19 protein-coding genes are annotated in these 23,302 nt (G+C 35.4%); 12 read left to right on the top strand and 7 right to left on the bottom strand.

What is annotated here, in order from left to right:
* The first annotated feature begins 4 nt into the window (after positions 1 to 4).
* From B0A65_RS01875 to B0A65_RS01850, 6 genes are all read left to right on the top strand, one after another.
* A complete protein-coding gene (locus tag B0A65_RS01875; protein ID WP_074658343.1) occupies positions 5 to 1,024 on the top strand; it encodes an MBL fold metallo-hydrolase in 1,020 nt (339 codons plus the stop codon).
* A complete protein-coding gene (locus tag B0A65_RS01870; protein WP_074657959.1) occupies positions 1,021 to 1,494 on the top strand; it encodes a nuclear transport factor 2 family protein in 474 nt (157 codons plus the stop codon). The genes B0A65_RS01875 and B0A65_RS01870 overlap by 4 nt, the downstream gene beginning before the upstream one ends.
* A 15-nt stretch (positions 1,495 to 1,509) precedes the next feature.
* Positions 1,510 to 2,463 (top strand): polysaccharide deacetylase family protein, encoded by a 954-nt coding sequence (locus B0A65_RS01865; RefSeq protein WP_074657961.1) that lies wholly within the window; start codon positions 1,510 to 1,512, stop codon positions 2,461 to 2,463.
* 46 nt (positions 2,464 to 2,509) lie between these two features.
* Entirely contained in the window at positions 2,510 to 3,622 is a 1,113-nt protein-coding gene (locus tag B0A65_RS01860; protein ID WP_074657963.1) for an alkene reductase, read from the top strand.
* A gap of 11 nt (positions 3,623 to 3,633) precedes the next feature.
* Positions 3,634 to 4,479: an oxidoreductase gene (locus tag B0A65_RS01855; RefSeq protein ID WP_074657965.1), complete on the top strand. Its 846-nt coding sequence runs from the start codon at positions 3,634 to 3,636 to the stop codon at positions 4,477 to 4,479.
* A gap of 272 nt (positions 4,480 to 4,751) precedes the next feature.
* Complete coding sequence (locus B0A65_RS01850) at positions 4,752 to 5,690, top strand: alpha/beta fold hydrolase (RefSeq protein WP_074657968.1); 939 nt, start codon at positions 4,752 to 4,754, stop codon at positions 5,688 to 5,690.
* 149 nt (positions 5,691 to 5,839) lie between these two features.
* On the opposite strand, the gene B0A65_RS01845 is transcribed toward B0A65_RS01850, so the two are convergent.
* Both B0A65_RS01845 and B0A65_RS01840 read right to left on the bottom strand, forming a co-directional pair.
* Positions 5,840 to 8,278: a tetratricopeptide repeat-containing sensor histidine kinase gene (locus tag B0A65_RS01845; RefSeq protein ID WP_074657971.1), complete on the bottom strand. Its 2,439-nt coding sequence runs from the start codon at positions 8,276 to 8,278 to the stop codon at positions 5,840 to 5,842.
* 118 nt (positions 8,279 to 8,396) lie between these two features.
* Positions 8,397 to 8,780 (bottom strand): response regulator, encoded by a 384-nt coding sequence (locus tag B0A65_RS01840; RefSeq protein WP_074657973.1) that lies wholly within the window; start codon positions 8,778 to 8,780, stop codon positions 8,397 to 8,399.
* Between the two features lie 191 nt (positions 8,781 to 8,971).
* Between B0A65_RS01840 and B0A65_RS01835 the strand changes: the two genes are divergently transcribed.
* The 6 genes from B0A65_RS01835 (at position 8,972) to B0A65_RS01810 (ending at position 16,007) form a co-directional block, all read left to right on the top strand.
* Complete coding sequence (locus B0A65_RS01835; protein WP_074657976.1) at positions 8,972 to 10,009, top strand: bestrophin family protein; 1,038 nt, start codon at positions 8,972 to 8,974, stop codon at positions 10,007 to 10,009.
* A gap of 131 nt (positions 10,010 to 10,140) precedes the next feature.
* Positions 10,141 to 11,478, top strand: coding sequence for a TolC family protein (locus B0A65_RS01830; protein ID WP_089069601.1), 1,338 nt, complete (start codon positions 10,141 to 10,143; stop codon positions 11,476 to 11,478).
* A gap of 11 nt (positions 11,479 to 11,489) precedes the next feature.
* Entirely contained in the window at positions 11,490 to 12,551 is a 1,062-nt protein-coding gene (locus B0A65_RS01825; RefSeq protein ID WP_074657980.1) for an HlyD family secretion protein, read from the top strand.
* A gap of 3 nt (positions 12,552 to 12,554) precedes the next feature.
* Positions 12,555 to 14,123: an efflux MFS transporter permease gene (locus tag B0A65_RS01820; protein ID WP_074657982.1), complete on the top strand. Its 1,569-nt coding sequence runs from the start codon at positions 12,555 to 12,557 to the stop codon at positions 14,121 to 14,123.
* A gap of 52 nt (positions 14,124 to 14,175) precedes the next feature.
* On the top strand, positions 14,176 to 14,862 hold the full coding sequence (locus B0A65_RS01815) for a potassium channel family protein (protein WP_083370382.1): 687 nt from the start codon (positions 14,176 to 14,178) through the stop codon (positions 14,860 to 14,862).
* 44 nt (positions 14,863 to 14,906) lie between these two features.
* Complete coding sequence (locus B0A65_RS01810; RefSeq protein ID WP_074657986.1) at positions 14,907 to 16,007, top strand: AI-2E family transporter; 1,101 nt, start codon at positions 14,907 to 14,909, stop codon at positions 16,005 to 16,007.
* 90 nt (positions 16,008 to 16,097) lie between these two features.
* Here B0A65_RS01810 and B0A65_RS01805 read toward each other — a convergent pair whose 3' ends face one another.
* From B0A65_RS01805 to B0A65_RS01785, 5 genes are all read right to left on the bottom strand, one after another.
* Positions 16,098 to 17,567 carry a glycoside hydrolase family 130 protein gene (locus B0A65_RS01805; RefSeq protein WP_074657988.1) on the bottom strand — a complete coding sequence of 490 codons (1,470 nt, stop codon included), beginning with the start codon at positions 17,565 to 17,567 and terminating at the stop codon, positions 16,098 to 16,100.
* A 448-nt stretch (positions 17,568 to 18,015) separates the two neighbouring features.
* Positions 18,016 to 18,612 (bottom strand): hypothetical protein, encoded by a 597-nt coding sequence (locus B0A65_RS01800; protein ID WP_074657990.1) that lies wholly within the window; start codon positions 18,610 to 18,612, stop codon positions 18,016 to 18,018.
* Positions 18,613 to 18,756: 144 nt separating this feature from the next.
* The gene (locus B0A65_RS01795) at positions 18,757 to 19,830 is read right to left on the bottom strand and encodes a BamA/TamA family outer membrane protein (RefSeq protein WP_074657992.1); all 1,074 of its coding nucleotides are present in this window, start codon (positions 19,828 to 19,830) and stop codon (positions 18,757 to 18,759) included.
* Between the two features lie 637 nt (positions 19,831 to 20,467).
* On the bottom strand, positions 20,468 to 21,034 hold the full coding sequence (locus B0A65_RS01790) for a YciE/YciF ferroxidase family protein (protein WP_074657994.1): 567 nt from the start codon (positions 21,032 to 21,034) through the stop codon (positions 20,468 to 20,470).
* 17 nt (positions 21,035 to 21,051) lie between these two features.
* Positions 21,052 to 23,193 (bottom strand): catalase, encoded by a 2,142-nt coding sequence (locus B0A65_RS01785; RefSeq protein WP_074657996.1) that lies wholly within the window; start codon positions 23,191 to 23,193, stop codon positions 21,052 to 21,054.
* Positions 23,194 to 23,302: the final 109 nt, after the last annotated feature.

The following is a 23,302-nucleotide window of genomic DNA, read 5'->3' as shown; positions in this document are numbered from 1 at the left end:
AATCATGAAAGCTCAAAAAATAATTACGGGATTAACGCTTGTTATATTGCTTTTCTTAAGTAATGCAGTGCATGCCCAGTTTCCAATGCCAGATCATGTACCTATTTGGGATGCCAATAAGGTCACTTTAAAACTGCATAAAATTGCAGATAATGTCTATTCAGTCGCTCCGGAAACAGCTGAAGCCGAAACTACAAAAGGTGTAGCTCAGGCCACTTCAGCAGGATTTATTGTAGGAGACAAAGGCGTTTTGCTTATCGAAACGATGTTATGCAAACGACTTTACGATCAGCTTTATAAACTGATCAGAAGCGTAACAGACAAACCTATAATTTATGCGATAAATACCAGCGATCACGGTGATCATTGCTTTGGGAATTATCTGCTTCCAAAAGAAACTATTGTGATTCAGAACGAATTCTGCAAAGAAAATCTTTCTAAAAATTACGACAATATAAAAGGGTTTATGATTATGCTTTTTGGAAAAGGCAGAGGAATAGAAGAAAGCGTTTATCGTCCGGCTGATATTACGATTTCCATCAATCAAAATATGAAAATTGATATGGGAAAAGGAAATGTAGTTGAAGTTATAAATGTGGGAACAGCACAGTCTCCGGCAGATCTTTTTGTGTATTTAAAAGGGCCAAAAGGCAATGTTTTATGGGCAGGAAATCCTTTTATTGCTGAAAGTCCAACCATACCATGGTTATTTGATGGCTATTTTCTGGAACCTGTAAACAATCTGAACAAAATTTACAACATGATTGGAGATAACGACATTGTAGTTCCGGGACACGGCCGGGTTACCAATAAAGCGGGAATTAAATATACTATTGATTATGTTGAAGCCTTAAAAGCCAATGTGGAAGATGCTGTAAAAAAAGGAATGACTTTAGAAGAGACAAAAAAAGCGGTCACTATGAAAGAGTATGATAAAGGTTATGAACTTTTTAACTGGCTTCATTTCAATTTTAATATTCCGAATGCTTATAAAGACATTAAAGAAAACGGAGGCAAAAAATGAAAAAGACATTTTTAATGCTAGCCATTATGTTACTGAGTTTTTCAGTACAGGCACAAGTATATACAGATCAAGAAATTCAGACGAAACAAACCGCAGAAAAGTTCTTTGGCTATATTGGTGCGAAAGATCCGGAAAAAATTGCTTCTATGGTTTCAGAAAAGGTCGATTGGTACATATTTGAATCGAAATACATGCCATGGACGGGGCATCGCTCTAAGCGAGAAGAAATCTCAGTATTATTTAAAACCCTGTTTAGCTACTTTGTTGACGGAAGCGAAAAACTTGAGGCACAATCTTTTTTGGTAAGAGGAAATGAAGTCGCCGTTTTTGGTTTTGTCGAAAGAACAGTGAAAAAAAACGGCAAACATTTTAAAATGCCACTTGCCATACATCTAACCGTTGAAAACAATCTGATAAGCAAATTTTCACTTTATGAAGAGACTTTAATTATTGAAAAAGTATTGAAATGAAATAAATAAATCAAGATGAAGGACAGAAGAACATTTCTTAAACAGGCAAGTCTTGTTGGACTTGCCGGATTACTGCCAGCAACTACATTGCTAGCAAGTGATTTTAAAACAAATACATTAGTCAATGAAAATTCTGCTACGAAATGGGCTGACGGGTCACGTTTGGTAGTATCGTTATCCATGCAGTTTGAAGCAGGTGGTCAGCCAGTGAATGCGGAGAGTCCGTTTCCGCAGAACATGCAAAAAGGCTTTACTGATCTTCCCGGCGAAACCTGGTACCAGTATGGATACAAAGAAGGGATTCCGAGAATGCTGGACAACTGGGATAAGTTTGGTGTCAAAGTTACCTCGCATATGGTGGGATCAGCGGTATTAAAAAACCCGGGCCTTGCCAAAGAAATTGTAGAAAGAGGTCATGAAGCCGCCGCCCATGGAATGGATTGGGCAACTCAATATACTATGCCGTATGAAACTGAAAAACAATTCATCAAAGATGGGGCTGATGCGATTAAAAAAGTAACCGGTTTTCAGCCAGTTGGGTATAATGCAAATTGGTTGAGACGCGGAACAAACACGCTTGATATTCTGCAGGAATTGGGTTTTAAGTATCATATTGATGATTTAAGTCGGGACGAGCCGTTTTTATTAAAAGTAAAAGGAAAAGATTTTGCTGTTATTCCATACACCATTCGTTGCAACGATATTGTACTGATTGAGGGCAAAAATTTTAGTGCAGATCAGTTTGTGCGTCAGGTTATATTAGAATTTGATCAGCTTTACAAAGAATCAGAAAAGAAGCGCAGGCAAATGTCCATAAGTTTTCATGATCGTATTGGAGGAACGCCGCAAATGGTTGCAGCAACGACAGAAATCCTATCGTACATTCAAAAACACAAGGGCGTTAGTTTTAAACGGAAAGACGAAATTGCCCAAATGGCGTATGAAGATAAAAGTATCATTCGGGAATAATGATTCCCTCTAAATTGACTATTTAATTCTTTAAAACAACAATCAAATGAAGTATCAAAAATTATTTGAGGAGTACAATTTAAGCGGAAATACATTAAAAAACCGATTTTTAATGGCTCCAATGACCCGATCAAGAGCTTCTCAACCTGGTGATATTCCAAATGCTTTGATGGCAGAGTATTATGCGCAACGCAGCACAGCCGGGATAATAATTACAGAAGCGACACAGATTTCTTTACAGGGAAAGGGCTATGCCAATACTCCGGGGATTTACAGTCCGCAACAGATAGAAGGCTGGAAACTGATAACAACTGCCGTCCATAAAAAGGGCAGTAAAATAATTGTGCAATTGTGGCATGTTGGCAGAGTAAGCAGTTCAAAAGTGAACGGATTGCAACCTATAGCTCCTTCTGCTTTAACTGCAAAAGACACAAGTGTTTATGTATTTGATGGCGCTCCAAACGGAGATGCAACCTTTGTTCCGGTTGATGAACCCAGAGAAATGAGCAAAACCGATAATGAAAACGTACTTAATGAATTTGTGCAAGCCGCAAAAAATGCAATTGCAGCAGGTTTTGACGGTGTTGAAATTCATGGTGCCAACGGATATTTACTTGACCAGTTTTTAAGAAGCAACAGTAATAAAAGAATGGATGAATACGGCGGAACACCGCAAAACAGAATTCGTTTTCTGATTGAAATTGCAAAAGAAGTAGCCAGGGCAATCGGAAAAGAAAAAACAGGAATACGACTTTCGCCTTTCATCAGTTTTAAGGATATGAGTGATCCTGAAATTTTGCAGACTATAATGCTTGCGGCGACAGAATTAAACAAACTCGACCTTGCTTATATTCATCTTTGCGAGGCCGATTGGGATGATGCACCTTCCATTCCAATTGATTTTAGAACTCAGCTTAGAAAGACATTTAAGAATACAATTATTGCTACAGGTAATAAAACTCCGGAAGAAGCGGAGCAATTACTTCAGGAAAACTTGGCTGATTTAATTGGTTTTGGAAGAAAATTTTTAACCAATCCTGATTATCCAGCCAAAGTAAAACAAAATCTGAGCTTAAATGAAATCTCAGACAATCATACTTTATTTGGAGGCGGCACAGCCAGAGGTTATACAGATTATCCATTTATTCAGAAAATTTAAAATAACAGATTATGAAAAATGAAAACAGAACGTGGTTTATAACAGGAACTTCACAAGGAATAGGTCTTGTTTTGGTAAAGCAATTATTAGCTCAGGGATTCAATGTTGTGGCAACAGCCAGAAATGCTGAATCACTCAAACAAGCAGTTGGCTTTACGACAGCTCAGTTTTTGCCTCTACAGGTAAATTTAATTGACGAAGAAAGTGTCAAAGAAGCCGTAAACATTGCAATATCAAAATTTGGCGCTATTGATTATTTAGTAAATAACGCAGGATATGGACTAATAGGCGGAATCGAAGAAAGTTCTGATGCAGAAGTTAGAGCTAATTTTGACGTCAATGTATTTGGATTATTAAATGTAACCAGAGCCATTTTGCCTCATATGAGAGCGGCTAAATTTGGTCATGTTATCAACCTTTCTTCTGTTTTTGGGTTGCTGGCCGGAGCAGGCTGGGGAATCTATTGCAGTACAAAGTTTGCCGTGGAAGCTATTTCTGAAGCGCTTGCACAAGAAGTAAAAGCTTTCGGAATCAATGTAACGATTATAGAACCGGGTTATGTTCGTACCAATTTCTTGAACAGCAGTTCATTAATTGCACCAACAAATCCAATTGAAGCGTATACCGATATTCGCGAAGGCGTACGGAAGCACCAGCAAGATTTACCGGGAAATCAATTAGGCGATCCGCAAAAAGTGGCCGAGCTAATTATAAAGCTATCCCAAAATCCTGAGCCGCCTTTACGAATGCTAACAGGCTCAGATGCTTATCAATTCGCCAATTATAAAATCGATGCATTGAAAACGGAAATCGAAAACAATAAAGAGCTCACATTTTCAACTGATTTTACAGCTTAATTCATAATAGGTTTTTTATAGTTGTTTGGAAAGAGTCCATCAATTTCAAATTAGGTTTTGAAGTGGGTGGATTTTTTATGTTTTTTCTTATATTTTTAAAGTTGTACTATAAATTATTGACTATCAGAATTTTCAAAAGGCTTGTGAAATCAGGGGTTTCTTTAGAGTGAAAATTCTTAAGTGTGTTTTTAAGAAAATATTAACATGATTAATAACGGAACGATCGTTCCGTTATTGTAAATTTGTCCCATAAATAATAACACAACATAAAAATGAAAACAATAATTAAAAATTCAGCTATGCTTATCACAGCACTTTTAGTAGGTACAAGTTCACCTGCACAGAATAAATCAGTTAAAGCAGCAAATCCTCCTGCGAACTTCAAACACGCAACAGTAAACGTGAATAATGTTGACATACATTATGTAATAGGAGGAAAAGGAGAACCTTTAGTATTAATTCACGGTTTTGGTCAAAACTGGTATATGTGGAATAGATTGTTGCCGGAACTTTCAAAACACTTTACCGTAATTGCGCCTGATTTAAGAGGAGTGGGAGAGTCAGGAAAACCAGAAAGTGGTTATGACAAGAAAACAATGGCAACTGATATTCACGAATTAGTAAAAAAATTAGGATATAAAAATGTCAATGTTGCAGGTCACGACATTGGTTTAATGGTAGCTTATGCTTATGCAGCTCAATATCCGACTGAAGTGAAAAAATTAGCTTTAATGGATGCCTTGCTTCCTGGAATTGAACCCGTTTGGTCGCAGGTTTCTGCTTCAGCATGGTGGTTCGGATTCTTTAGCTGGCCTTCTTCGGGAGCTATAGTTGCCGGAAAAGAAAAAGAATTTTTAACCGGATTTTGGCCTGTAGTGGCCAATAAAAAAGACGCTTTTACAAAAGAAGAAACAGCTGAATTTATTCGTGCCTATTCTGTTAAAGGAGCAACAACTGGCAGTTTTAAATGGTTTGGCGCTTTTCAACAAGACGGAAAAGACAATGTTGAATTCATGAAAACAAAATTAACCATGCCGGTTCTTACAATGGGCGGTCAGTATTTTGCAGCAGCATTTTTAAAAGACCACACTAAATTGGTGGCTAACGATGTTCGTGAAAGTAATATTCCGGATTCAGGACACTGGATCGTTCAGGAAAATACAGCAGCAGTTCAAAAAGGATTGTTGGATTTTTTCCTTGAAACTAAATAATTTTAAAAATTCCAATAAAATAATTTTAAATTCCAATAAAAAAATTCCAATCCTGGAGTTTAGTAACCCGACAGGTTTTAAAACCTGTCGGGTTTGTTATTTAATTGGAATTTGGAATTTAAAGTTTGGAATTTAGATTTGGAATTTATCTATTTTTTATCAATTAAAAATTCAGCTAAAAACTCAATTTTTATAATCGTTCCATTTTGATTTTCTATCGAAAGTTTTCCTTCCAAATCATCACTTAAACCTTTTATCAGGCTCATTCCGAAAGAATTTTTTCTGTCAGCGCAAGCAGTAGTATTATAGCCGATGCCGTTATCTGAAATAGTTAGTAAATAATAGCTCTCTTTTACTTTTTCTAACGTTACATTGATCAGTCCCGAACGATCATCCGGAAAAGCATACTTGATTGAATTCGTAATGCTTTCATTCAAAATAAGACCTAAAGGAACTGCTTGTACCACATCTAATTCTAAAGGAGCTACATTAATTTCAAAACGAATTCTTTGCCCGGTACTGAAAGATTCTTTTAGATATTCAACCAATTCTTTAATATAATTGGGCATATTAATCGTCGAAATATTCTCTGAATTATACAGTTTCTGATGAATCAAGGACATCGAATGAATTCTGTGCTGGCTATTTTTAATTGCCGACAACGCCATATCGTTATCCAAATACGCAGATTGCGAATTCAGCAGACTAATCACCGTTTGAAGATTGTTTTTTACCCGATGATGGATCTCTTTCAAAAGCCATTCTTTTTCATCTAGTAAGTGTTTTAAATTGATGTTTTTCTTATGGATTTCTCTTTCTTTCTGTTCCAATTTAGCGTGATTTCGCTGTTTTAAACGATAGCGATTATATAACAACGCAATCGTAATCAAAAATAATACAGAGCTTCCAATCGCCAAATAATTTAAAAGTTGTGATTTTTGCAGTTCACTTTTCTGCAATTTAGACTGATTGCTTAAGAGTTTGATTTCCTTCTCTTTGTTTTTCGTTTCATATTGAATTTTAAGCTCTTCAATTTCTTTGTTTTTAGAGAAATTAACGAATTTATCGTTTAGCTTTTTATAAATCTGATGGTGTTTTAAGGCCGAAAGATAATTACCATTTAAAGAATCAATTTTAGATAAAGAACTTTCCAATTTTTCAGAACTAAAATTTTGCTTGTACACTTGTGCTATAGCCGAAACTCTATTGGCATAAAAAGTAGCTTCTTTTACTTTATATCGGTAAGCATAAAAAGCCGTCATATTAGAATACAGATTTAAGATATCAATTACGGTTTCAGGTGCTAATATTTTTTGTGCACAGTTATCCATCTCCTTATAATTCTTTTCTGCCATAGCAAAATTATTAAGCTTGTCGTAACAAAGTGCTTTGGTATTAGCCAGAATCATTTTATCAAAAAGATTGGGTGGGGGATACATTGCCGTCATCGAATTAATATAATCTATAGCTTCCTGATCTTTTCCTTTTGAAGACATTGCCGCTACCAAACTGACAAAACTTTTGTACCAGCCACCGGTATTACTTCCGTTTTGTCCTTCTTTAATACTTTTTTCATAGGTTGCCTTGGCTTCTTCAAAATGGCCAAGTGCCAGATACACATTTCCAAGTCGAAGGTAATAATCGTCTGCAAAATTATAGTCGTTAATAGTTTCCATTGTTTTTATGCTCTTTAAAGCATAATACAAGGCACTTTTTGAATTATTTTGCAAAAGTTCAATGTAGGAGATCGTCGCTTCAGTAAAATGAATGTGTTTAAAACCGGCTTTTCGTTGATAATACAAACTTTGATAAAATCCTTTAAGGGCTAACTTTAAATTTCCGGAATAATAATGAATGACAACGATCTTTAAATAATTTACGATCATTTTTTCCTGTAATCCCAGCGTGTTGTAAAGTTTAATGACTTCATTTAAAATGACTTCTTTTTGAGGATCAAAAATCGGTAGAAACTGTGCCTGATTGGCCAATGCATCAGCGAGAGCTTTTTGGTCATTTTGTTTTCGGCATTCGTTTACAACTTTGATAAAACAATTTTTACTTTCCTCTAAATTATGTGCTTTCGCATAATATTTTCCGAGTAGCGTGATACTTTGATGTTGCCATTTTTGAATTTTAAGCTCGTTACTGATTTGAACTGCTTCCTTTATATTGTACAAAGCATTCTGAAGATTTTCAGGTTTTGCTCCTGGTTTAGAAAGATAAAAATTTCCAGCCTGAAGCAATAATTTTATTTTGGTGGTTCCTTTTGTTTTGGCTAAAATTTTATTGAAAGCTGTGATGTTTCCTTTTTCTAATAGGGCGCTTCCATCTAAAAAAGCTTCATCAGAAGAATCGTGAAATCCTTCATCAGTACTTAGCAAAAGTGGTAATTTATAAATTTTGGCACTCAAAACTGTTGCACTGTCCTCATCAATTTTTCCTTGGTATGTTGCATAAAGAAAGGAGGAGCAAAGCTGAATTAAAAGTCGTTTTTGCGGCAGATTATAATCGGCAGTTGAAGAAGGCGCCTGAGAAAAAGATTGAAAAGAAATAAAAACCAAAAAATAAAAACAGTATAAGTGTTTCATTGTTTTCTTAAGTATTTGAAATTATCTAATTTAAAGATCAAATATAAAGAGAAACAACTAGCTTTTTAACATATTAATAATATAATTCAGATTAAAGCAGGATATACAACGATAACTTTTAAGAGTTTAGTATCTCCCGAAGTTCTTCAACTAATTCCTTGTAACTGTTTGGCTTGCAAATAAAATTACTAGCTCCAATTTTTTGATAGCTGTCCTTAATAATAAGATCAGACTGGCCCGATAAAACCACAACCGGTATATTTTGTAAAAGATCATCCTCCTTCATTCTTTGCAAAAAATCTTTTCCGGTTAACCGTGGCATCTGCAAATCAAGAAAGATAATATCGGGTAATTGTGCCGCTTTTTTTAAGTCTTCCAAAGCAAGAGAAGCATCTGTGGAAGCTGTAATAGTGATATTTTCATTAAATGAATGAACGGCTTCAGAAAATATTTCAATATCTTCCGGATCATCATCTATTACTAAAATGTGTGCATACTTCATGTTCTAAAATTATACAAATAAGCGTTGTCACTACTTACACAATTTTACTTCCGATTTTATATAATATTAATATTAGGCAGGAAAAAAGCTTCTTTAATTGTCTTATTTCTATATTATAATTTTTTTAACATAAAAAGGAGTTTATATTAAGCGAATTTTTATCTTTATAATGATTATAAAATCAGCTACTTATGTTTGTAAATAATAGTTTCAGCTTTGGTGCATTAGTAAAATTCAGCGGAGGTTACTTATTATGGATTGTCGTGTGGTCATTTCTGGTTTTATTTTCATACGAATTCTTACATCTAAAATGGATTTCGATTCCGTGGGTTAGTATTGGAATCATAGGGACCGCAGTATCTTTTTATATCGGTTTTAAAAACAACCAATCTTACGAAAGAATATGGGAAGCCCGAAAAGTATGGGGAACAATCCTTAATATTAGCCGTATGTGGGGCGTTACAACAAGAGGATATATTAAAAACAATCTTTCTGATGAAAAATTTTCAAAAGAAGAAATTAATGCGATCACCAAAAAACTCATTTACAGAAATATAGCGTACGTGTATGCTTTTAGGGATCAATTATTAATACCAACATCGTGGGAACATATTACGCTTGGAACCCATATTGCAAAAAGAAGTCGAAGATCAATAAATAAAGTTGTTGAAGATACTCTTAAAGATGATTTTACAAAAGAAATGCTGGAAAAACATCTAAGCCAGGAAGAATACGATGATTTGAAAAAATTCAGGAACATATCAACTCATATTATTGATCAACAATCACAGGATTTAATGCAACTTAGGCAAGATGGTTTAATCAATGATTTCTATCATGCACAATTACAGACACTCCTGAATAATTTATATGATGAACAAGGTAAGGCAGAACGAATTAAAAACTTTCCGTTACCGCGCTTATATGCTTATGCAAGTAATTTATTTGTCTGGATTTTTATTGTTTTATTGCCATTTGGACTAATTGCAGAATTTGATCAAATGGGACATTATAATGTATGGTTGTTTATTCCGGTAGTCAGTATTGTTTCCTGGATTTTTTTATTGATGGAACTTGTTGGGGACTATTCTGAAAATCCATTTGGTGGTTTACCAAATGATATTCCGATGCTTTCCATCTGCAGAACTATCGAAATTGATCTGAAACAAATGATAAGAGATGAAGATATTCCGAAGCCAATTACAGCTCAAAACGGCATTTTATTGTAAATTTTCAAAGACTTAACCGCAATTTTAAAAGTTTAATTTTCTACGCCTCAGCCCAGTCTTTTTTATTGAAGTTCTTTAATAACAAATTGTTTCCGCAAACCATCTTATTAACTAAAAAGTATATAAATCTGATGAAGTATTGGCAATTAAAAGAGTTAGGTTTAAAGTTTTTGTTTTTTCTTTCGGTATGCAATATCAGCTTTAGTTTTGCTCAGCAAGACAGTCTCTTCAATGCAAAAAAAATAAAGTTTGATGAAGCTATATTGCTTGGTATCCAGAATAACAAACAGCTTAAAATCGCCAACACCAATCTGGCTATTGCTAATGAAAATGTAGATCAGGCTAAAATTGCAAAAATGCCACGGGTAGGTTTAAGCGCCGGATATACTTATATAGGTGATCCAAAACTGTATGAAGGGTTTTACCAAAGTAACATTACGGTAGATTATTTTAATCATATGGGATTTGCCAATGTTGTATCGGCAGTTCCAATTTACAGCGGAGGTTCAATTAACAATAGAATTGAACAGCAAAAATTGCTTAGTGAGATGCAGGAATCGGTGGTTAAAATGACCGAAGCCGACGTTAAAAATGCTATTACAGAACAGTATTTCACCCTTGAAAAACTATACCGTCAAATTGAAGTAACCAAGCAAAATATTATCAATACAGATCTTCGTATCAGTCAGTTAAAATCACGCGTCAATAATGGTCAAAACTTAAAAAGTGATCTTTTGAGAACCGAATTGCAACAATCTAATTTTAAGGTTTCGGTTTTTAGAAGTACCAATACAATCGAATTAATCAGTAATTATCTGGATATTTTAATTGGTTTTCCAACAAATACGATTTTAAAACCCGAGGTAGCAGAAAGCATGCTTCCGACCGAAAATATAAATCTTCAGCAAAGTTTAGCAGAAGCGTTTCAAAACAGGGAAGAATTAAAACGAGCTGAAATCGGAATTAAATTATCAGAATCTAACCTGAGTTTAACCAAAAGTGGATTTCGGCCCAACATCAACGCTAATCTTATTCTGAATACTGAATATCCGGCACAATGGCCCACTTATGTCAATATTCTTAATTATTGGGCAGCAGGTCTTTCCCTAAGTTGGGATGTATCGAGTTTTTATACTTTAAAACACCGTATTTCCGGAGATAAACTGGAGATTGATAAGAGCAATATTGCGTTGGCCGTAACGAAAGATCAAATTGGTACTGAAGTAAAAAATGCTTATGTGCGTTATGTCGAAAGTAAAGAGAATATCAAAACCTTTAAAAAAGATGTGGAGCTCTCCATGAGCAATTATAAGATTGTAAAAAGCAGGTATGATAACGATTTTGCTTTAATCAGCGAAATCGTAGATGCTGAATTACAATTGAACAACTCCCGAATTGAACTGGTTAACGCCAATTTAGATTTAATTATTCAATATTATTCCCTGCAATATGCTATGGGAAAACTTTAAGACAGGATATCATGAGCGAAGAAAATGCAACAAATGAAGCAATTCAAAAAGACAAAAAGCGAAATACGATTTTAACGGTTTTGTCTTTTGTTTTTTTAATTGCCGGAGCTTTATGGATTTTAAGCTTATTTTTTGATTTCAGTAATTATGAAACCACTAATAATGCTCAGGTTGAGGCTTATATCAACAGTGTTGCAGCAAGAGCAACGGGTCATATTAAAGAAATCAGGTTTGAAGCCAACCAGTATGTCCATAAAGGCGATACTTTGGTGATTTTGGATGATTCAGAATATAGCATCAAGGTAAAGCAGGCCGAAGCTGATTTGGCTATATCCGAGGGAAATCTGCATTCCTTAGTGCAGACCATTACAACGTCAGCATCCAATCAGGCTTCAGGACAAGAGAAGTTAGCCGGAGATTTGGCAAGTCTTGAAAAAGCCCAGAAAGATTATCAGCGATTCAAAAATATGTATGCGGATTCGGCTGTGACACGCAACCAATACGATCAGGTGATTTCCAAACTGAAATCGGAAGAAGCTTATGTAAAAGCGAGCCAAAAAGGACTGGAAGCGAGCGGATCTGTAACCAAACAAAGTAATATCAATCTGGAAGCGGCGAGAGCAACAGTTGCCAGAAAAAAAGCAGATCTCGATGCTGCCAAATTACAATTATCCTACACAAGTATTATGGCGCCATCTGATGGATTTGTTGGGGAACGCAATCTTTCTATTGGAGAATTAATCAACGCCAATCAAACAATAGCGACGATTGTACTGAACCAAAAATTATGGATTTCGGCCAATTTTAAAGAAACCCAAATTGAAAAAATAAAACAAGGACAACAGGTTACCATTACCATTGATGCATTGGACGGAAAAGAATTTAAAGGAAAAGTACTTGGTTTTTCGCCGGCAACAGGAGCTAAATTCTCTATGGTAGAACCGGATAATTCAACCGGAAATTTTGTGAAGATAACACAACGAATTCCTGTTAGAATTGAATTTGAAGCCACAGCCAAAGATTTGGAGGAAGTAAAACCGGGAATGAATGTAACTGTTGAAGTAAAAAAATAAAAGATGATCGCAGGAAAAAAAGGAAGCGTTTTTACCCTCATAGGATTATACATCCTTACGATTCCTTTTTTTAACGGACTGAATGTCACGACTTATGACAACTCGCAGATTCTTGGGCATTTTGGAGCGTCGACAATCGTTTTTACCTATTCTGTTTATATTCCCATTTTTAGCATGTTGGCTTTTATGCCATTGGGATTGAAATTGGGCAAACAAATTCGGGTTCGCACTATGATTTTATCGGTAAGTTTTTTATCAATTCTCTTCAATACGGCCTCTTTATTTGCACCAACTATTGAGTGGTTTACTTTGTGTCGCGCTCTTTTGGCTATTGTTTCCGTTATCGGAATATTTGCATCAATGGTTCCTATTTTATTAAAATACAATCCTGTTTTTAATATGGCTTTGCTGTACGGTATTCTTCAGTTTATTCAAAAAGGAAGTCAGCATTTGTATCAATATTTTGGTGCTCATTTTACGAGTTTACATAACTGGACTTTTGGTGTTTATTTTCTGAATGTCAATTTTTTGGTCTGTATTCTTCTGGCGTGGTATTTTTATAAAGCCGATGTCGCGCCTATGAAAGCAGTATTTGAGTTTGACTGGCGAGGCTGGATCATTATGATACTGTTTTTTATGGTCATTCTCTTTTTATGTGCCGAAGGACAAACCCGAAATTGGTTTGATGATCCTAAAATAGGATTGGCGACGGCTTTGTTATTTGTATTGTTTGGAATTTACCTACTGCATACCCGTTTTACAGAAAATCCTATAATCGATCCGGATGTGTATCGGTATAAAAATGTGGTGATTGGGGCTTTTTTGATGTTTTATATAGGCATAATGAACGGAACCGGAAGTGTTGTAACGGGTTATATGACTAATATTTTGGGTTTTGATTCGGTTTTGGGTGCACAAACGCATCTTGCTTTATTACTTGGTTTGTGTATTTCTATTCCGCTGTCGACTTATCTTTTATACAAACGAATCTATCTGGCAACCATCTGGATTATTGGCTTTGCCTGCTATGGCTTGTATCATGTTATGCTGTACTTAAGATTTTATCCCGGAATAGACTCATCGGATTTCTTTTTGCCATTGGTTTTTAAGGGACTCGGAATGGGGTTTCTTTTTCCGGTTTCACTGCTTTATATTTCAGAGGGAGTTCCTCCAAAACTAAGCACTTCACGTATGATGAGCGGAATTATTGCTCAGGCTGTTTTTGCATCACTTTTAGGGAGTGCCATTTTAGGAACCTTTATTTCAGATATGAACATACAGCACAAAACGGGTCTTAGTCAACAATTGATAGCAACTAATAAGCAAGCCGAGAATCAATTAGCCAATTCCAAAAGAAACTTTTTAGTCATGGGATTATCAGATGCTGAGGCACAGAAAAAAGCCGAAAAAAGCCTTTCTAATCAAACAGCTCAGACCGCTATGTTACTCGCGTACAAAGATATTTATCTCGTCATGTCGGCGATTTGTTTTTTGCCCATTTTTATCATTCTGCTCTTTAAACTTTGGCGCAGGCCGATTGGCAAAGTAGAAGCAGAGCCCATACCAATTTAAATATTGAATATGATTCAGTTTAGCCTCTTTTTAAATTAACAACCAGGAAATTATGGAACTAAAAAATAATCGCTTTTTATATCGTTTGTGGACACGGGAAAAAGGACTTAGTGTAATGTTGTTACTGCTCTGTATCATGCATTTTATTCTGATTCCGTTATTTGGCAGCTATTCTCGTTTCATGGTAGTTATTAATATTTTTTGGATGTTATTTATCATGGCGGGAATTATTTCATTGGCAAAAGATAAAAAGCAAGCCCTTCTTGTTTCTATTATCCCATTTTTGTTTTTAACGGTACAGTGGATCGATTTTTTTCAGCCCAACGTTATTGTGGTATTTGCAGACCTCTTTTTGTCGGTTGCTCTAATGTTGCTTCTAATTGGATTGGTTTTAATCAAAGTATTAGAACCCGGGCCCGTAACACAATATCGTATTATTGGTTCTATAGTCGTTTATATGTTACTGGTAAATCTATGGTGTACGGTGTATTTATTTGTTTTTAAACACATCGAAGGTTCTTTTCAGATCGCAGTTTCTCCATTTGATAGCAGTAGCGAACAGGCTAATTTTATGTATTTCAGTTATATCACCATGACCTCGACAGGTTATGGCGAAATTGTCCCCATTCATCCTTTTGCCCGTTCCCTGGTTCAGATCGAGGTGCTGACAGGCGTTTTATATCCAGTAATCTTAATAGGAAGATTGGTTTCTGACGCCAATTTTTCTTTAAAAAAATAATAAACAAACATATTTAACCAATTATTATCTAAAACAAAATAAAAATGGAAAATTCGAATGTGAATAAACGAAAAGAACTCTTTGACACTATTTTACAGCTATTTTTTATCTTTCTGGTTGTGGGTTTTTGTCTTACATTGCTAATGCCCTTTTTTATGCCAATTCTTTGGGCAGCAATATTGGCTGTAGCATTTTATCCTTTATTTAATTTTCTGCAAAGAATATTAAAAGGACGAAAAACGTTGGCAGCCGTAATAATTACAATAACGATTATTGCTGTAATGTTGATGCCAGTAATATATGCGTTAAAAGCAGCAACATCCAATTTTTTAGAATTGAAAACGGAGTTTGAAGCCGGAACGCTTAAGGTTAGTCCACCGGGACCTTCAATTAAAGAATGGCCTGTAATTGGTAAGCCTCTTTACGAATTTTTGCTTGCTGCATCAACAGATTTAGAACAGAGTGTTGTTAAATATCAGGATCAGATTAAAGAATTTTCTACAAAAATTATGGGTAGTATATTGAGTTCCGGAATGGCCTTTTTGCAATTTATACTTTCGGTCATTATTGCCGGAATTTTATTGGTTTCACCCGGAGCAAAAACGATGGTACATAAATTTCTAAAAAAGATTGCAGGAAACGAAGCAGATGAAATTATGACCATTTCAACTTCTACAATTTATCAGGTGGTGAAAGGAATTTTGGGAGTTGCTATCATTCAAACCATTATTCAGGCCTTTGGATTGTTTTTGGCCGATATTCCCTATGCCGGAATACTGACCTTGATTTGTCTCATATTTTCTATTTTACAAATCGGACCCATTATTATCAATATTGGAGTTATAGTATATCTTTTTTCCACTGGAGATTCCGGTTATGCGATTGGCTGGACTATCTTCTTTATCATAAGCGGACTTTCAGACAATGTGCTGAAACCACTTTTATTGGGTAAAGGTGCTTTGGTACCCATGCTTGTGATCTTTTTAGGCGTAATTGGCGGATTTATAATGTCAGGATTTATAGGATTGTTTGTCGGTCCAATTGTATTTTCAATTGGTTACAAATTATTTATTGCCTGGTTAGATGACAATCATTATGCAACTCCTCAGCCGGAAATTATTGATCCGGAAATTACTATTGAATAAAGTTTATTTCTTATCAATTATAAAAAGCAAAAATCCCATTTCATACCGAAATGGGATTTTTGTTTTATAAACTCGAATACGTTTTAAATCTTATCTACTACTCTTTAAAGCCGTTAATAAATCGACTAAATCTACAACTGCATAAGTAGAAGAATAATCAGATACGGCGTAAGGCAATATCAGGCTATTGTTATGAATAATAGCACCGCAAGAATAAACTACATTCGGAACATAACCTTCACGTTCGTCTTCAAGAGGGGAAAGTAAAGGCTCTTTTAATCTTCCAATTTCTTTAGACGGATCATCAAGATCAAACAAAGAAGCTCCAATGCAGTAACGTCGCATGGTTCCAACCCCGTGGGTAATCACGAGCCATCCTTCCGTTGTCCAGAGTGGCGATCCGCAATTTCCAATTTGTGTAAATTCCCAGGCAAAACGCGGTTCCTGAAGCAGGATAGGCGTATTCCATTGGGTAACTCTGTCTGAATACATGATGTAATTATTAACACCATCAATGCGCGAAAGCATCGCATATTTTCCTTTTATCTTTCTCGGAAATAAGGCGAGATTTTTATTTTGGGCACCTGCACCATGCAAAGGCATTACACGAAAAGTATAAAAGTCTTCGGTCGAAATAAGTTTTGGGAGTATGGCATGGCCATTATAAGCGGTATAAGTGGCCAATACACGATGTGAATCGTCATGATCATCATCAAACCGAACAAAACGGGCATCTTCTATACCACGGCTTTCTGACTCAGATATGGGAAAAATAACACGTTCTGTAATGTCAGAATCATGCTGGAAAGACAAATCATAGAACGAATTGGCCAGCCAGATGATTTCCTCTAGCGCCGTTCTTCTTTCCTGGCTAATCGAGGGATCACTTAAGCTGGTTTTTACCATGCTTTTTAAAACAGCATACTCAAATTCAGTAGGTAATTCCTGCATAACTTGCGCGATGTATTTATCATCAGTGTGCATTTCATACAGTTTCATCAGGAATCGCTCTTTATTGTACAAGGTTTTATGTTCAATCTCTGCCTTGTCAATATGATGCCCAATCTTCATTACCTGAAGATTGTTGTTGCGATCCAGAATTCCTCTTCTAAAAACAATCGACGAAATATGGCCTTCACCGGTTGCTCTAAAAGATAGAATGACACGTTTTTCGCCCATTTCTAAACCCGTCTGATCAAAATCTTCTATAATGGAAGGATTGAAAATAGCAGCAGATTCAATTGCATATTCCATGGTACAGTACGAACCAATCAGCATCTTACGATCGAGGGATATTGCTTCATAATCAACTTGCATTCCTTCAATAATAGGCCTGATTTTCTCGCAGTGTTTTAAAAATATGCTTGAAATATTTCGGTGTCGTCTCGCAAATTCCCGAAGTGTCTGTTCTAAAGTTTGTAAAACCTGTTTTTCATCCAGCATCATTATCCGCATCACCATTTGTTGGGTCCGTTCGTCACCATTCATAAAATATCTGGCGACAACTCTTTTGGAATCTGGTGTAAATACTATGTTTTTTCTAATGATGGGTACTCGCATATTTTTATTTTTTTGTTAGATAAAAGTCGGTCCAATTTTATTCCAAAATGGATAAAACGACTTCAGTTATTTTATTTTATGGTTCTTTTTTTAGAGAATTAAGAAACACATCTATTTTAAAACAAGCGTAACTTTGTATTAATAGCTCTATACAAGTTAGTGATTTTGCTAACGAAAAAAAACTAAAATTTTATTAAAACTCCATACATTGTCTCTTATTTTCAAATTTTAGTTTCTAAAGAAATCAATTTATAAAGTCTGATTTTAATAACGGGTATTTCAAATTTACAAAAAAGAATAAAATTATTTGTATAAATATTTGATTTACAATAGATATGTTTTACTGTTTGTTTTTTTGACAGGGATATCACATAAAAAAAAGGGACAAATGATCTTTTTTCACTTTGTCCCTTAAATAATTTTGAATGAATAATTAAACCTTTTAGGGTTATTCTTTATATAAAATGATCACCGCTTTGTAACCTTTACCAACATTCCACTGGCTTGATTCGATCACATCACCTTTATCATCATAAACCTGAAATTCAGCTGTATTTGGTGAAGCAGAACCTTCGTTCAGCGCTTCAAAATCAATTTTATTGATACCTTTTACTAAATTTATTTTGAAACCTTTATAACTTCCGTCAAGAAGTACTTCTGGTTCAATAACCTTATCATTCAAATATACTTTGATCTTATCACCGTCAACAAAAGCAGCATCCCTGTAACGAATGGTAGACGTAAAAGATTTCGTTACAAATCCACCTAAATATTCATTTCGTCTGTAAAAAACACCTTCTACATTAGCTTCTTTTTTATAAAGTATATTATTATTGAAAAGTTCGTCCGGGTTAATTTTTAAGACAATCGGCTCTTTTGAAAGTGCCGGTGGTTCTGCGGTTGGAGGTGTTTCAGTTGGCGGAATAACTTCTTTATTTTCTGAATTTTTAGGTGGGATTGATTGCTGTTTTCTGTTGAGCTCATCCTGCCCAAATCCATGCAGCGAAATACCAATCATCATAACTAAAAACAAAATCTTTTTCATACTTTTTTATTATTTTTTATATAAGTTAATATTAGATTTAACCTATTATCATAAACATTTAATTGAACTATTTATTGCCTTTATGAAGAACTGATTATCAAAAAGAGCTCGCTTTTATAAATTATTTAACAGCTGTTACCTTTTTTAAAAAGCTTCTCCAATTCTGAAATAAATTCCCCAGTCGTCTTTTCCAACTGCAGCATCAAGTCCTACGTTGAATTTTACGGTTTTAAAAGCTTTGTAGCGATATCCAACGCCGGCACCCGGATACATTTTCCAGTTGAAATCGGGTGTATCTGAGCCATAAATGGTGGCAAGACCCGCAAATCCTACAACACCCATCTTTTTATTAAAATTATATCGATATTCACTCTGTATCGCCATTAAGCCGTCACCGCGATATTTACCTTCAGAATATCCTCTGATGTCTTCCCCGCCAATGGTAACCTGTTGTTCAAAAGCAATATTACCCAATCCGAATTTACCGGAAAAACGGGCTGCCAAAACATCTGTTCCATTACGCATCGGAATGTATTTATTATATTCGGATAGTATTTTATTAGCATTAACCTCATTTCCAAACCATTCCGGAAAAGTAACCCATCGCATTCTGACTTTTTCACCTTTCGTAGGATAGTAAACGGCATCACGCGTATCATAAAGTGCTATGGCCTGTAAACCATTTGTATGTGTTTTTGAAGCGGGTTGTACATCGTCCTGGTAAGTAGTGTCATAATGTGCATACGAATAACCAATTCCCGCATATAATGATTTTACAATTTTACGTTGCACACTAAAATTCACCACAGTGGTTTTGGTACCATAATCGTAAAAATTAGGTGTATCAATATCATCCATATAAAATTGAGAATTCTGATTTCCTGTCATAAAGAAAAATGTGCCACGCCAACTATCTTCTTTAAAGTAAAATTTGTTGAATAAAGCCAGAAAATAAGATTTATTAGTAGTGTAAATGGCTGATGCTCCGGATAAGTTCTTGGGAGAAATTGTATCGGCTTGATTTATTTTATACATCATCATGGGAATAGCGCCAAACATAAATTCAAGATTTCTGTTGTAACTGATGTACGGCATTACATTAAAATCGATATTCTTTTGGGATTTTACAGCTGTTGCAGTACTATCATTTGGTTTAGTTTGCGTCCATGCCAATGAGCAATATAAAAACAAGATTATAAATACTAAAATTTTCTGCATTTGATTGTATTTGAAAGTTATGAATCGCTTATTAGTACACTATTTTACACAAAGAATTATCATAAATATACATAGAATTATTTTTAAAATGCTGATTTGTAATAGAATCATTATTTTTAAATGACCCATCAAAAAAAATTACCGCAAAGTGTGCAAAGTTTTTTTATCAGCTGTGTTTACAAGATCTTTAAAAAGTTCGCAAAGCTATGTGATTAACCTTTGCTACCCTTGCGTCAATTATTAGTTTGATTGCGTTTAAAAAGTTTAGCCACAGATTAAGGGATTAAAATAATTTCTTTTACTTTATTATTTCTCTCGCAGATTCCGCAGATATAGCAGATATAGGAATCTTAATTTAATCTGCGGAATCTGCGAGAGAAATTAATTTAAAAGACAACAATTCAAGCCATTTCAATTAACGAAATTCCTTCGCCTATTCGCTATCGCTTTTGTTGTGGCAAAAACTTTTATATATCGCAATAAAAAAGGCTTGAGCCTTTGTGAATTTTGCGGTTAAGGAAGCAAAACCTGAGTTTTCTATGTTAAAAACAAATTTTAATAAATAACAAAAAACACCTGCAGTTAGACTGCAGATGTCTTTCTCAGTAAAATGAAAATAAGTAATAAAGTATGCTGCTTATTCAGCTGCGACCATATTTACTGTATTTAATGCAACATCACTAAGCACACAATCGGCCTCTTTTTCTTCAGCCAGAGTTTGCGTTAATAATTTTGCGACGTCATTTTCGCCAAGTGTTTTTGCAAAGGCACATAAGGTACCATAAGTTGCAATTTCATAATGTTCAATTTTTTGTGATGCCGCTATAATACCAGCATCTCTAACAGCTCCCGGCACAGTTTCCAGAAGAATGCTGTCGCCTTCTTTTAGCAATCCGGCCATGGCTTCGCATTTTTTTCCTTCTGCACTTTCGCCAAGCAGTTCAAAAACTTTTTCCAATCTTTTTACTTGATTTTCGGTTACAGCCAGATGTTCTAAAATAGCACTTGTAAGGGTAGGAGATGTTGCATTGGAAGCCATTTTTGGCAAAGCACTCACAAGCGCATTTTCTGCCCAGTAAATATCTTTTAGACTGTCAATAAAGAAATCTTTTAGTTCCGAAGCAGCATCTGGAGAAGGTTGCACTATATTATTTTTTACCCCTTTATTTGTGGCAGTCGGAGTAGGGTTATCTGAATTTTTCATAAGTTGTATGTTTAGTGTTAATTGTATAAATTTTCCTCACGTTCCCAAATACGATGATTTGCCATGGCACTTATAAAATCGAGTGCAAATGTTTCGGTTGCAGGTTCACTGTAAAGTATTATACCTGTATCATCATTATTAAGTTTTGAAGCAAACGGTGTTTCGCTTAGAATTCCAATAGCCTGACCGTCGGCACCAATTACTTTGCAATGTTTGTAGGCGTCGTTTAAGAACTCAAGAACGTCATCATTCTTCGCCAAATCATTTAGGCCTTCACTAGACGGAATATAAACGGCATCAAAAAGAACTGATGAAGTAGTTAATAAACTAAAATCAACCGGAATTGCACCGCCTTCGTCTGTAAGAACAGATCCCAAGTTCTTAGCAATTACAAACCCTTTGGCATCTTCTTTTAATAAAATATTTTTGATGTTCATCACTGAAGCAGCAGAAACACCATCGGCACAAAGAATAGCTACTTTTCTGGAGGCAATTGTTGGAGAATTCGTTGGATTTTTGATCATCGAAAGCGCATCAGAAGACTTCACCGATGAATCGATAGAACGTGGTTCCTGATTTCCCATTTCATTTTCCGGAGAAACACCTTTGTTTATTGGAGTTTCAAGTATTGAGGGTACAGAAGTACCTAATCCTTCCGCCACTTTTTCGGCCAATTGCATGTCTACCTGAGATAAAAGGCCTAACATTCTGACTCTGATCGCAGCTGTTTCTACTTTTCCAAGTTCAAAACGCAACGCTTTTACAATATGACTTTTTTCTGTAGGGGTCTGACTGTTGAAGAATAATTTTGCCTGACCAAAATGATCGGCGAAACTTTCGCTTCTTTCTCGTACTTTATGAGCGTCTACACGTTCATTAAAACTTGAAAATCCACCTTCTTCAATTTTAGCCTGAAAAGGACATCCGCCTCCAAGCGAATTAGGATGGTAACTCACACGACCTTTATTGATCTCTTGGCGCATATGCCCGTCACGCTGGTTGTTGTGTGTTGGAGAAACGCTTCTGTTAATCGGAATTTCATGAAAGTTTGGACTTCCTAATCTTGATAATTGCGTATCGGTATAAGAGAACAATCTGCCCTGAAGCAGGGGATCATTTGTAAAATCAATTCCTGGTACAACATGTCCGGGATGAAAAGCAACCTGTTCTGTTTCTGCAAAGAAATTGTCCGGATTTTTATTCAATACCATGCGGCCAATTATTTTTACAGGAACCAATTCTTCAGGAACGATTTTAGTTGGATCCAGTAAATCAAATTCATATTTGTGTTCGTCTGCTTGTGGAATGATTTGTACACCTAGTTCCCATTCAGGGAAATTTCCCATGTCAATAGCTTCCCACAAATCCTGTCTGTGAAAATCAGGGTTTTTTCCTGAAATTTTCAAAGCTTCGTCCCAAACTACAGCATGTGTTCCTAATTTAGGCTTCCAGTGAAATTTCACAAAAACGGACTCGTTTGCTTCGTTAATTAATCTAAAAGTATGAACTCCAAAGCCTTCCATCATTCGATAACTTCTCGGAATAGCGCGGTCTGACATCGCCCACATAATCATGTGCATGGATTCCGGCATTAGCGAAATAAAGTCCCAGAAGGTATCGTGAGCAGAGGCAGCCTGCGGAATTTCATTATGCGGTTCTGGTTTTACAGCATGAATTAAATCAGGAAATTTTGAAGCATCCTGAATGAAGAAAACCGGAACATTATTCCCTACCAAATCATAAATTCCTTCTTGTGTATAAAATTTTACCGCAAATCCTCTCACATCTCTAGCAAGATCAGTAGAACCTCTAAAACCCGCAACTGTCGAAAAGCGAACAAAAACAGGCGTTTTTAATCCGGCTTCTTTCAAAAATCCGGCTTTTGTTAATTCCGGAATCGGGTTGGTCACTTCAAAAAAACCATGAGCACCGGAACCACGCGCGTGTACGATTCTTTCCGGAATTCTTTCGTGGTCAAAATGGGTTATTTTTTCTCTTAAAATAAAATCTTCGAGTAGCGAAGGGCCACGTTCGCCAGCTTTAAGTGAATTGTTGTCGTCGTTAATACGAACGCCCTGATCAGTGGTCAGGAACTTATTTGTTCCGTCTGATTTGTTTTGCAGCAAATCACGCTGTTTTTCATCTTGAAAATTTTCCATAATCTTGATTTTAGTTTTTTTTTTTGGAGTTTTTTGCTTTGTTATTGCCAGTGTATTAGTGTGTTATGTTTTAATAACAAATGATTTCAAATTTAATTTAAGTATCTGC

The sequence above is a fragment of the Flavobacterium frigidimaris genome (assembly GCF_002217275.1).
Classification (GTDB): domain Bacteria; phylum Bacteroidota; class Bacteroidia; order Flavobacteriales; family Flavobacteriaceae; genus Flavobacterium; species Flavobacterium aquidurense.
This window is presented reverse-complemented; position numbering and strand designations above follow the sequence as displayed.

Bases quoted from the DNA above. Each gene is read 5' to 3' on its own strand.
- B0A65_RS01875 (WP_074658343.1), top strand. From the start codon at position 5: ATGAAAGCTCAAAAAATAATTACGGGATTAACGCTTGTTATATTGCTT.
- B0A65_RS01835 (WP_074657976.1), top strand. From the start codon at position 8,972: ATGTTTGTAAATAATAGTTTCAGCTTTGGTGCATTAGTAAAATTCAGC.
- B0A65_RS01840 (WP_074657973.1), bottom strand. From the start codon at position 8,780: ATGAAGTATGCACACATTTTAGTAATAGATGATGATCCGGAAGATATT.
- B0A65_RS01810 (WP_074657986.1), top strand. From the start codon at position 14,907: ATGGAAAATTCGAATGTGAATAAACGAAAAGAACTCTTTGACACTATT.
- B0A65_RS01860 (WP_074657963.1), top strand. From the start codon at position 2,510: ATGAAGTATCAAAAATTATTTGAGGAGTACAATTTAAGCGGAAATACA.
- B0A65_RS01830 (WP_089069601.1), top strand. From the start codon at position 10,141: ATGAAGTATTGGCAATTAAAAGAGTTAGGTTTAAAGTTTTTGTTTTTT.
- B0A65_RS01850 (WP_074657968.1), top strand. From the start codon at position 4,752: ATGAAAACAATAATTAAAAATTCAGCTATGCTTATCACAGCACTTTTA.
- B0A65_RS01790 (WP_074657994.1), bottom strand. From the start codon at position 21,034: ATGAAAAATTCAGATAACCCTACTCCGACTGCCACAAATAAAGGGGTA.
- B0A65_RS01825 (WP_074657980.1), top strand. From the start codon at position 11,490: ATGAGCGAAGAAAATGCAACAAATGAAGCAATTCAAAAAGACAAAAAG.
- B0A65_RS01845 (WP_074657971.1), bottom strand. From the start codon at position 8,278: ATGAAACACTTATACTGTTTTTATTTTTTGGTTTTTATTTCTTTTCAA.
- B0A65_RS01865 (WP_074657961.1), top strand. From the start codon at position 1,510: ATGAAGGACAGAAGAACATTTCTTAAACAGGCAAGTCTTGTTGGACTT.
- B0A65_RS01870 (WP_074657959.1), top strand. From the start codon at position 1,021: ATGAAAAAGACATTTTTAATGCTAGCCATTATGTTACTGAGTTTTTCA.
- B0A65_RS01800 (WP_074657990.1), bottom strand. From the start codon at position 18,612: ATGAAAAAGATTTTGTTTTTAGTTATGATGATTGGTATTTCGCTGCAT.
- B0A65_RS01815 (WP_083370382.1), top strand. From the start codon at position 14,176: ATGGAACTAAAAAATAATCGCTTTTTATATCGTTTGTGGACACGGGAA.
- B0A65_RS01785 (WP_074657996.1), bottom strand. From the start codon at position 23,193: ATGGAAAATTTTCAAGATGAAAAACAGCGTGATTTGCTGCAAAACAAA.
- B0A65_RS01805 (WP_074657988.1), bottom strand. From the start codon at position 17,567: ATGCGAGTACCCATCATTAGAAAAAACATAGTATTTACACCAGATTCC.
- B0A65_RS01855 (WP_074657965.1), top strand. From the start codon at position 3,634: ATGAAAAATGAAAACAGAACGTGGTTTATAACAGGAACTTCACAAGGA.
- B0A65_RS01795 (WP_074657992.1), bottom strand. From the start codon at position 19,830: ATGCAGAAAATTTTAGTATTTATAATCTTGTTTTTATATTGCTCATTG.
- B0A65_RS01820 (WP_074657982.1), top strand. From the start codon at position 12,555: ATGATCGCAGGAAAAAAAGGAAGCGTTTTTACCCTCATAGGATTATAC.